This is a genomic window from Microcoleus sp. Pol12B4 (assembly GCF_036701385.1).
Classification (GTDB): domain Bacteria; phylum Cyanobacteriota; class Cyanobacteriia; order Cyanobacteriales; family Microcoleaceae; genus Microcoleus.
Map to the genome: position 1 here is coordinate 1 of NZ_JAUBQR010000236.1, position 10,605 is coordinate 10,605.

Consider the following 10,605-nt stretch of genomic DNA (forward strand, 5'->3'; position numbering starts at 1 on the left):
CACTGTTTGTCAACGAAGCCGGACGAAAACTGGTGGGTGTAGAGAATCTTTCGGCAGTGCTTTATACGGAGATATGGGATTATATTGGGCCCTATTTTCAACATAAATTCGGTCAAGAAATTTTACCAACAATTATCAGTCATGGCCAGTGGCAAGGCGAAGGTCAAATGCAGCACTTGGGCAACGGACAACCGATAGATGTTGTGATGAATGCTTTTCTGGTCAAACACCCTCAAACTACCGAACCGCTGTGCTTTGCTGCGGTAATTCGCGATGTGACCGAACGCAAGCAAGCTGAGAGAATGCTGCAGGAACAAGCAGAACAAGAACGGCTGGTTTCGGCGATCGCCCAGCGAGTCCGGCAGTCTCTCAACCTCACTCAAACTCTGAGCACTGCTGTACACGAAGTGCGGCAGTTGCTGGCAACTGACCGCACGGTAATTTATCGTTTTGATTCCGAGGAAACAGCGATTGTGGTTGTGGAATCTGTAGGGGATGATTGGATGCCCCTGCTGGGCAGAAAAGTTCAAAGAACATCCTTTGGGGAAAGTTATGTATGGCTGTACAGTGCAGAAACAATTCAAGCAATGGCAGATATTTATACGGCTAATTTGAGCGAGGAACACCGAGATTTACTTGCTAGTTTGCAGGTAAGGGCTAATGTAGTTGTACCAATTTTTATAGGCGATGAAAGTCAAGGTTTGGCAGCCAAATATTCGCCGGGAACTCGAATTGAACTGCCGGGAAGGAGTGTGGAAACGAGCCAAAATCGGTTGTGGGGATTGCTGATTGCCCATCAGTGCAGCGCTCCACGTGTTTGGACTGATTCTGAGATGGATTTGCTGGGAAGGTTGAGCGTGCAGTTGGCGATCGCCATTCAGCAATCTACTCTTTTTGAACAAGCGCAGCAAGCCAGAGAAGCCGCCCTAGAAGCGTCTCGAATGAAGTCGCTATTTTTAGCAAATATGAGTCACGAAATCCGTACTCCGATGAATGGAGTGATGGGGATGACTGATTTGCTGCTGAAAACGAATCTTACTCCCGAACAGCTTGACTTTGTACAGACGCTGAAACTCAGCGGCCAAAATTTACTGTCCATCATTAACGATATTCTGGATCTCTCCAAACTGGAAGCAGGAGAAATGCGCTTAGAAATACTCGAATTTAACCTCAGTATCTGTGTGAATGAAGTGCTGGATTTGTTGGCAACTCCAGCACAAGAAAAAGGTATAGAAGTGGTGGCACTGATTGACAGCGACGTGCCGCTGCAAATTAAAGGTGATGCAGCGCGGTTGCGGCAAATCCTCACTAATTTGATCAACAATGCTATTAAGTTTACAGAAGCAGGAGAAGTGGTAATTGAGGTTGCTAATGCTAGTAATCCTGGGTTGTTGGCAGCCAGCGACAATCATAAAATTTTAGAGAATATCGAACCGTTAAAATTAGAAAAAAATGACTCGATGCTCCTGCTGTTTAAAGTAACAGATACAGGAATTGGAATTGCTCCCGAAGACAAAAAAAAGCTGTTTCAATCTTTTACTCAAGTTGATGCCTCTACGACAAGAAAATACGGGGGTACAGGTTTGGGGCTGGCTATTTCTAAGGAGTTGGTGGAGTTAATGGGTGGGCAAATCGGTGTGGAAAGTACCCCAGGCCAAGGCTCGACTTTTTGGTTTACTGTGCCAACAGCTACGGAAAATTTAACTGCTGTCGGGACAGCGTGCGAAGTGAATTTTGAAACAGTGCTGGCGGGGCGAAAAATGTTAGTTGCCAGCGACAAGCCGACAGTGCGAAAAGTGCTAGTGAGAATGGCTGTTTTGTGGGGAATGGAGGTTGAGGAGGTTGAGAACGGTTGGATGACGATTGCATCTCTTTACAAAGCTGTCAGCCTTAATTCCCCTTACGATATCGTTTTGGTTGATATTCAGTTGCCGGAAATGGTAGCGGGAAGTCTCGAACGCTTGAGGATTTCTGAGCCGGCAATGCAGCAGACAAAGTGGGTGGTGCTGACTTCAATGACTCAGCTTGGAGAGGCGAAACGCTTGGTAGATAGCGGTTTTAGTGGCTATTTAACTAAACCTGTGAAAGCTCACCGACTATTTGATTGCTTGGCGAATGCGATCGCCCCGATGACGCTGATTGATGAGCCGCGAGCAAATCCAACGTCCAATCGAGCCTCAGCTATTGACAACCGGGACTTAGCAAGTTTAAAGATTTTGTTAGTGGAAGATACTCCAATCAATCAAAAAGTTGGTCTCAATCAACTCAGAGTTTTGGGATGCGCGGCGGATGTGGCCAATAATGGTGCAGAGGCACTATCTATGGTTGCTCTGAAAAAGTATGACATTGTGTTGATGGACTGTCAGATGCCGGTTTTGGACGGTTACGAAGCAACGCTGCAATTGCGCCGCCTAGAAGCGGCAGATGTTGCTGCTGGAAAGATGGAGCTGCATCAAAAGACGGTGGTGATTGCAATGACTGCGAATGCTTTGAAGGGCGATCGCGAAAAGTGTCTGGCCGCGGGCATGGACGATTATATTAGCAAACCTATTTCGATTGAAAAGTTAAAATCGGTACTAGAAAATTGGTCCGCCAAGCTAAAAATTGAAACTCCCAAGTTTAAGGGCGAGGAACTTCAAAATTCTGAGCCAGATATCGAATCGCTAGTCGATATGGCACGTTTGCACGAAATTTCGGGCGCTGATTTAGAGTTTGAGCGGGAAATACTGCTAGCTTTTGTGGTGGATACTGCTAGTTATTTAGAAGCTGCTAAGGAGGCGATTGCTTCGGGAGATATGGAGACACTGGCCCGCCACGCTCATCAAATTAAAGGTGTCAGCGCTACGGCGGCGGTGCGGTTAATGCCCGATATGGCAGATCAGCTTCAAAGTCGGGCCGAATCTAATGATTTGGAGGGGGCTACAAGAATCATCGCTGAATTAGAAATAATTCTGGCGGGGGTTGAAAAGTTGGTGGCTAGTGAGTAATGAATCAATTTTGTTTTGAACCGGGCTCTCCAGCCCGATCGCGGACGGCTCTTGGCAGCCCCGCGATCGCTCGCTTGTAAAGATTTTTAATCTTTTATCAAGATATTTATCTCAATGTGAAGGAATTGGGAACTCTTATAACATCTTGTGTGTTGTAACTTATGACACTACTGTATTAAGTTAATGTGGTCAAATATAAAATAATCATTAAGCCGATCGACATAAGGGTGCTTTTCGTCTATCGGCTTGAGACACCAAGACCCGCTTTTCGCTATCCCCGCCCATTAAGTGCGTATTTACGCTCAACGAGGTTTTATGACTCCAGTCATGTTACGCCAACTCTGGTCATTAATTGAGACCACCCAAGCTACTTTGTTAGTCAATTTGGACGATGCGACCTTGGTACAGTGGCTGCTAAAGCAGTTAAAGACGAACTCTGCGCTTAATGGCAAAGAAGCAGATGTGTTGGACGAATACATCCAGTCTCGGCTTTCCCTAATCCGCGATTTAGCTGAGCAGCGGCTAGCACCAGAGCTACTGTGAGCCCATTCAATCAAAATCGTATAAATGTTCCAGAGAAGGGCGATGAGCCCTCGCGCTGGGCAGAAATAGCAGAAAAGAAACCGGGTTTCAAGGATAAATCTTAGGTTTGACGACCAGACCTCCAGCCGGAAACCGGGTTTCCAACTCTGGGCTCCCAGTTTGCTCAAAAAAAAACAGGCGGGTAGTCGGTGCAGTGCAGCACCGGATGCAGAACGGCTAATTTGAAGCCGGAGGCTGTTGTAGTTCGCAGATCATCGCCACAGTTCTCGACAGCTACAAGGTAGGATTGTCAGGAAAGCGTTCTACTAAAATCTATGCGTAAATGGGGATTTCTGCTACTAGCAAGCGTGTTATTTGTGGCACCGTTGGCATCTTGTAGGGATCGATCGGCACAAACCGGACAAACAACAGCAACAACTGCTGCTGGTGGCAACTCGCAACAAGGTTCCAGCCGGATAGATACAATTGTCAGCCGCGGCAAACTGATTTGCGGCGTCAGCGGCGAACTGCCGGGTTTTAGCTTTGTAGACGAAAAGGGCAAATATTCGGGACTGGATGTCGATGTGTGCAGGGCGGTAGCGGCGGCAATATTTGACGATCCCGAAAAAGTCGAGTACCGAAAGCTCAATGCCAAAGATAGATTTACAGTTTTGCAGGCCGGAGAAATCGACATTCTCAGCCGCAATACCACCTACACGGCGAGTCGCGACAGCACTACCGGAATGGAATTTGCCCCGGTGATCTTTTATGACTCTCAAAGCATCATGGTCAAAAAAGACAGCGGGATCAAAAGTTTAAAAGATTTTGCGGGCAAATCTATCTGCGTGCAGACAGGTACGAGCACCGAACAAAATTTGTCCGACCAAATGCGAAAATTAGGAGTTAAATACACTCCTGTGGTGTTTGAAGATGTGAATGCTGTCTTTGCTACCTATCAAGAAGGTCGCTGTCAAGGTGTTACTGCCGATCGATCGCAACTTGTTTCTAAGCGGACAACTCTGCCGAATTCCGAGAAAAATGTTGTTTTGCCGATCGTGATGTCAAAAGAACCGTTAGCCCCAGCGGTGAAAAGCGGCGATCCTAAATGGTCGGACGCGGTGAGATGGATAGTTTTCGCGGCGATTGAAGCTGAAGATTTGGGAATTAATTCGGGAAATGTAGACCAACTTGTGGCAAGCACTACTGACCCCAGCGTCAAACGTTTGCTAGGAACAGAAGGAGATTTAGGTAAAGGTTTGGGACTCCCGAACGACTACGCCGTCCGCGTTGTGAAGAAAGTGGGGAATTACGGGGAAATGTACGATCGCAACCTCGGCCCCAAAAGTACACTCAAGTTAGAACGGGGTCAAAACAGACTTTGGAAAGATGGCGGTTTGCTTTACTCGCCGCCGTTCCGCTAATTTTAGTTAATTGTTGACTGTTAACTGTTAACAGTCAACGGTCAACAGTTAACCAACAAGATATTTTAGACAGCAAGGTACTCCGCGCTTACCCGACTTGTAAGGTGCTTGCTAGGTGTACGCTACAAGATATTTTAGGCAGGCTAAAGTTAGGTATAGTGTGCTCTACATTAAACAGTTATGAACCCAGAACCTCAACCGGGCAAATCGCAGAAATTGCCCAAATTTAAAGATATATCAAAACTGCTGCGGGACGATCGCTTCTGGAAAATAGCCGGACAGGCTATCGCCCTAATTTTAGTAATAGTTCTTATCGCGATTCTCGGGGACAATCTGGGCGCCAATTACTCGCAACTGGGGATTGCATTTGGATTTGATTTTCTCAATTCCCAAGCATCTTTTGACATCGGCGAAAGCGTGATTCCCTACAGTCCCGAAAACAGTTACAGACAAGCTTATTTTGTCGGTTTACTCAACTCGCTGCGGGTGATGGGTCTCGGCATTATTTTCGCAACATTTGCGGGTTTGACGGTAGGAATTGCGCGCCTTTCCGACAGTTGGTTGCTGCGGAATTTGGCTGGTTTGTACGTAGAAATTTTGCGAAATACGCCGTTATTGCTGCAATTATTTTTCTGGTATTTTGCAGTTTTCATTTCCCTGCCAAAACTGGAAGACAATCAGCAGATGAGGGGGCCGATTTACTTGACAAATCGCGGCATTGCTGTACCTTGGCCTGTGGCTTTGCCGGGTTTTGAGATTTGGGTGATTTTGCTAACTATCGGAGTTTTGGCGGCGGCAGGGCTGTGGATGTGGCGGGCGCGGGTGATGTTGGAAGAAGCTAAGCCGGCAAGACAGTTGTTTTGGGCTCTAGGTGCGATCGGGCTGAGTGCAATCTTAGCTTTTATTATCACCAAAAATCTGCCTTTTCGTCTAGATTTCCCCCGCTTGACACCAGAATTGCAACTCGAAGGAGGATTAAAATTAACTCCTGAATTTGCAGCCCTGGTGACAGGACTCAGCTTGTATACTGGCAGTTACATTGCAGAAATTGTCCGGGCCGGAATTCAGTCAGTATCGAGAGGCCAGTGGGAAGCGGGAAAGTCTTTGGGGCTGAAGTCGGGAACAATGATGCGGATGGTAATTTTGCCGCAAGCTTTGCGGGTGATTGTGCCGCCTTTAACCAGTCAGTATCTGAATTTAGCTAAGAATTCGAGTTTAGCTGTTGCGGTTGCTTATCCCGACGTTTATTTTGTGGTGGGTTCTCCGACGTTGAATCAGACCGGTAGGGCGATCGAAGCAATGTTAATTATCATGGTAACATACCTAACAATTAGTTTGATAGTTTCTCTGTTCATGAATTGGTACAATAAGACAGTACAAATTAAGGAAAGATAAAGACTTAATGTTGGAAATTTTACAACGGCGAGCAAAGGAAATAGAAAAATGGCGTACAGTGATTTTAGTTTAGAGGGCGCACTCACAACATTGAAATTAAAGTATTCGGAAGTCGCCGATTTGTTTGGCAAAGAACCCAACTTAGAATGCAGCCAACTACTAGCCGAAACTCTCCAGCGCAGTGTACCGTTAGGTCTGGCAACTAACACCCAGAAATCCCGCGCTAAAATGATTACAGCACCAATTTTAATTGAACTTAGAGAACAATTACAAAATCGAATTAGCTTATTTTCCGGTATTGACTTTAATGTTGACTCCGAAAAAGGCTTAGACGGTAGTTGCGATTTTCTAATTGGCAATTCATCAGGACTTTTGTTAGTTGTTACACCAGTCATTATAATTGTAGAAGCACAACCGAAAAATCTCAATAGTGAATTGGGACAGTGCGTAGCGGAAATGTTGGCATCCAGGATATTTAATGAGCGCCAAGGAAACGAAATTTCTGCGATTTATGGCGCTGTCACTAGCGGAACAACCTGGAAATTTATCCAATTAAAGAACCAAGAAATTGAAATAAATTTGACCGAGTATTACCTCACCGAGGTTAATAAAATTTTAGGTATTTTAGCCAGTGCAATTAATAATTAATAATTAATAACCAACAAATAAAATGGAAACAATACCTGTATTACCGCCCCCAGCCACCGAATCGCCTACCCCTTGGAATTGGGCGCGCAAAAACCTATTTAGTACCTGGTACAACAGCATTCTGACCGTAGTTTGCGTAATTATCGCCTTCCAAACTATTAAAGGAATTATTGTTTGGGCAACAACCAAAGCTCAATGGCACGTGTTAGAACCCAACTTGCCGCTATTTTTTGTTGGCCGATTTCCCCGTGAGTCCTACTGGCGATTGTGGATAGTAACGGTCATAATTGCCTTGTTGGGAGGATTAACTTGGGGAAACATTCAGCGGCAAGAACGTCTTTGGAATCCGCCTTTACTAATTATACTCGGTGCTGCGGTTGTAGGTGCGGTCATTTCGCCGATCGACCTAACCTCTCGCCTCTACCTCTTAGGAATTATTATCGTAGCCGCCGCCAGCTATGCCATCGGAAGGCAAATTCACCCAAAAATCATGGACTGGATGCCGGCAATTTGGGTTCTTTCCTTCCCAATAGTTTTGTGGCTAATTAAAGGCGGGTTGGGTTTGACAGAAGTGTCAACAAATGATTGGGGCGGTTTAGTATTGACGCTGTTTTTAGCAGTTATTAGTATTGTGCTTTCCTTTCCTTTGGGAGTATTGCTAGCACTCGGCCGACAAAGTTCTTTGCCAGTTGTAAGACTGTTATCAACCTTATACATTGAAATTATTCGCGGTTTACCATTAATTGGCATTTTGTTTTTAGGTCAAGTGATGCTGCAATTATTCCTGCCGCCTGAATATCCGAAATTGGATAGAGTAATTAGAGCGATTGCGGGACTGACTCTATTCAGTGCAGCTTACTTGGCGGAAAACGTGCGCGGTGGTTTGCAGGCCGTGCCCAGGGGACAAATAGAAGCAGCTAGGTCGATCGGACTCAATACACCCCTGCTTACAATTCTCATTGTACTGCCTCAAGCACTGCGAATAGTCATTCCGGCGATCGGCGGTCAATTCATCGGATTATTCATGGATACATCCCTGCTATCTCTATTCGGAATGTTAGAATTAATCGGAATATCCCGCGCAGTTTTAGCAAATCCATCCTATATTGGCAGGTACGCCGAAGTTTACATATTCGTAGGCATCATTTATTGGATATTTTGCTACTCCATGTCCCTAGCCAGCCGCAAAATAGAGCGAACATTAGGAGTAGGCGAAAGGTAAAAAAATATCTGTGTTCATCTGCGTTCATCTGCGGTTAAAAAATAAAAAATCATGGAAACTCAGCAAACAAGTCCAGAAACAGTAATTGTCGCAGAAAACGTCCACAAATGGTACGGACAATTTCACGTATTGCGAGGTGTCAGCATGACAGTAAACCGAGGTGAAGTCGTTGTCGTGATGGGACCCTCTGGTTCGGGAAAATCGACGTTTATTCGTACCTTCAACGCCTTAGAAGAATACCAACAAGGTAAAATTACGATCGATGGAATCGAACTTTCCCACGACTTACGGAACATCGAGACAATTCGCCGCGAAGTAGGAATGGTGTTTCAGCAATTCAACCTGTTTCCCCACTTATCCGTCTTGCAAAACGTCATGCTAGCCCCAGTATGGGTGCGCCGGTGGCCGAAGAAAAAAGCCGAAGAAGTGGCGATGCAATTGTTAGAAAGAGTTGGAATTTTGGAACAAGCAAAAAAATATCCCGGACAGTTGTCTGGAGGACAGCAGCAGCGGGTCGCTATTGCACGTTCTCTAGCCATGCAGCCTAAAATCATGCTGTTTGATGAACCGACATCAGCATTAGACCCGGAAATGGTGCGGGAAGTGTTAGATGTAATGCGAAATTTGGCTCAAACAGGAATTACAATGGTGGTGGTGACTCACGAAGTCGGGTTTGCGCGCGAAGTGGCCGATCGCATTGTATTGATGGATGGTGGCGTTTTAGTGGAAGAAGCGCAGCCCGAAGAGTTTTTTCAGAACCCGAAGGAAGAACGCACTCGCAAGTTTTTATCTCAGATACTGTAACTGATTTTAAAGTGTAGTCGGTGGGTTTCGCGACGGTCGCAGCAGTCAAAATAGACATAATTAAGGTAAAATAAAAGAGTGTACAATCAGTCTCTATTTTGCTGAGATAGCTTGCAATGCCATCCACAAAAACTCTGCCGTTAGTTAAAGACTCGGAACGCCTAGAAAGTCGCCTCAAAGAAATTCCGGCGGTTCCTGGTGTATATTTAATGCGCGATGAGAGCGATCGCATCCTTTACATCGGCAAATCCAAAAAACTCCGAAACCGCGTCCGTTCCTACTTCCGCGAAAGCCAAAATCTCAGTCCCCGCATCGCGATGATGGTGCAGCAAGTGCGCGAAATTGAATTCATCGCCACCGACACCGAAGCAGAAGCTTTAGCATTAGAAGCAAACCTCGTAAAACAGCACCAACCTTACTTTAATGTACTCCTCAAAGATGATAAAAAATATCCTTATTTGTGCATAACTTGGTCGGAAGAATACCCGCGCATTTTTATCACCCGCAAACGCCGCGCAGGTAGTGCAAAAGACCGCTACTATGGCCCGTACGTCGATACAGGGGCACTGAGGAGTACGCTGCATTTAATTAAGCGGATTTTCCCGCTGCGGCAGCGCCCTCAACCGCTATTTAAAGACCGTCCTTGTTTGAACTACGACATCGGGCGCTGCGTTGGCGTTTGTCAAGGGTTAACTTCGCCTGAAGAATATCGAAAAATTATCCAAAAAGTAGCGATGATTTTCCAGGGAAGGACTCAGGAATTGCTTGATATCCTGGAGCCGCAAATGGAACAAGCTGCCGAACATTTAAACTTTGAAACTGCGGCGCGCATTCGCGATCAAATTAAGGGTTTGCAGTCTTTGAGTGCTGGTCAAAAAGTATCTTTGCCAGACGATACTGTTTCCAGAGATGCGATCGCACTTGCGGCCGACACCCAGCACGCTTGCGTTCAATTGTTCCAAATTCGGGCCGGACAATTGGTCGGAAGATTGGGATTTATGGCGGAAATACCTCCCCAACCCCCCCTTGCAAAGGGGGAGCAAGAGTTATCTCAACTTTCTATTTCCTCCCCCCCTTGGCAAGGGGGGGAACGAGGGGGGGTAGAGGCCGGAGCGATTTTGCAGCGGGTGTTGGAAGAACACTATCAAAATGTCGAATCTGTAGAAATTCCCAGCGAAATTTCTGTGCAGTACGAATTGCCAGAAGCGGAAATATTAGCAGATTGGTTGAGCAACCGTAAGGGGCGAAAAGTTACCATTTTGACGCCGCAGCGGCAAACTAAGGCAGAATTGATTGAAATGGTGGAACGCAACGCTGAGTATGAATTGGCGAGAATGCAAAGATTGAGCGATCGCAATTCTCAAGCAATGGAAGATTTAGCAGAGATTCTCGATTTGCCTGAAGTTCCTCGCCGCATTGAAGGTTACGATATTTCTCACATTCAAGGTTCTGACGCCGTAGCTTCCCGCGTCGTATTTATTGACGGTTTGCCCGCCAATCAACACTACCGCCATTACAAAATTAAAAATCCTGAAATTAAATCGGGTCATTCTGATGATTTTGCTAGTTTAGCAGAAGTTATCGGTCGCCGATTCCGAGGATTGAA

At 45.9% G+C, this 10,605-nt stretch carries 8 protein-coding genes; all 8 read left to right on the forward strand.

The genetic code is table 11. The features are described 5' to 3' along the window. Positions 1 to 2,987, forward strand: a 2,987-nt coding sequence (locus QUA38_RS24300) for a response regulator (RefSeq protein WP_333166439.1), incomplete at its 5' end; no start/stop codon positions are given. 315 nt (positions 2,988 to 3,302) lie between these two features. After that, on the forward strand, positions 3,303 to 3,530 hold the full coding sequence (locus QUA38_RS24305) for a hypothetical protein (protein ID WP_190656515.1): 228 nt from the start codon (positions 3,303 to 3,305) through the stop codon (positions 3,528 to 3,530). Positions 3,531 to 3,844: 314 nt separating this feature from the next. After that, entirely contained in the window at positions 3,845 to 4,930 is a 1,086-nt protein-coding gene (locus QUA38_RS24310) for an amino acid ABC transporter substrate-binding protein (RefSeq protein ID WP_333166441.1), read from the forward strand. Between the two features lie 180 nt (positions 4,931 to 5,110). Beyond that, complete coding sequence (locus QUA38_RS24315) at positions 5,111 to 6,325, forward strand: ABC transporter permease subunit (RefSeq protein WP_333166444.1); 1,215 nt, start codon at positions 5,111 to 5,113, stop codon at positions 6,323 to 6,325. 48 nt (positions 6,326 to 6,373) lie between these two features. After that, on the forward strand, positions 6,374 to 6,973 hold the full coding sequence (locus QUA38_RS24320) for a hypothetical protein (RefSeq protein WP_333166447.1): 600 nt from the start codon (positions 6,374 to 6,376) through the stop codon (positions 6,971 to 6,973). A gap of 22 nt (positions 6,974 to 6,995) precedes the next feature. Beyond that, positions 6,996 to 8,195: an amino acid ABC transporter permease gene (locus QUA38_RS24325; protein WP_333166450.1), complete on the forward strand. Its 1,200-nt coding sequence runs from the start codon at positions 6,996 to 6,998 to the stop codon at positions 8,193 to 8,195. 51 nt (positions 8,196 to 8,246) lie between these two features. Next, positions 8,247 to 8,999, forward strand: coding sequence for an amino acid ABC transporter ATP-binding protein (locus QUA38_RS24330; RefSeq protein WP_333166452.1), 753 nt, complete (start codon positions 8,247 to 8,249; stop codon positions 8,997 to 8,999). Between the two features lie 116 nt (positions 9,000 to 9,115). Continuing rightward, on the forward strand, positions 9,116 to 10,605 hold a 1,490-nt coding region (uvrC, locus tag QUA38_RS24335), incomplete at its 3' end, for an excinuclease ABC subunit UvrC (protein ID WP_333166454.1).

Coding starts and splice junctions, on each gene's coding strand:
- QUA38_RS24310 (WP_333166441.1), top strand. CDS start 3,845: ATGCGTAAATGGGGATTTCTGCTACTAGCAAGCGTGTTATTTGTGGCA.
- QUA38_RS24315 (WP_333166444.1), top strand. CDS start 5,111: ATGAACCCAGAACCTCAACCGGGCAAATCGCAGAAATTGCCCAAATTT.
- QUA38_RS24320 (WP_333166447.1), top strand. CDS start 6,374: ATGGCGTACAGTGATTTTAGTTTAGAGGGCGCACTCACAACATTGAAA.
- QUA38_RS24330 (WP_333166452.1), top strand. CDS start 8,247: ATGGAAACTCAGCAAACAAGTCCAGAAACAGTAATTGTCGCAGAAAAC.
- QUA38_RS24305 (WP_190656515.1), top strand. CDS start 3,303: ATGACTCCAGTCATGTTACGCCAACTCTGGTCATTAATTGAGACCACC.
- QUA38_RS24325 (WP_333166450.1), top strand. CDS start 6,996: ATGGAAACAATACCTGTATTACCGCCCCCAGCCACCGAATCGCCTACC.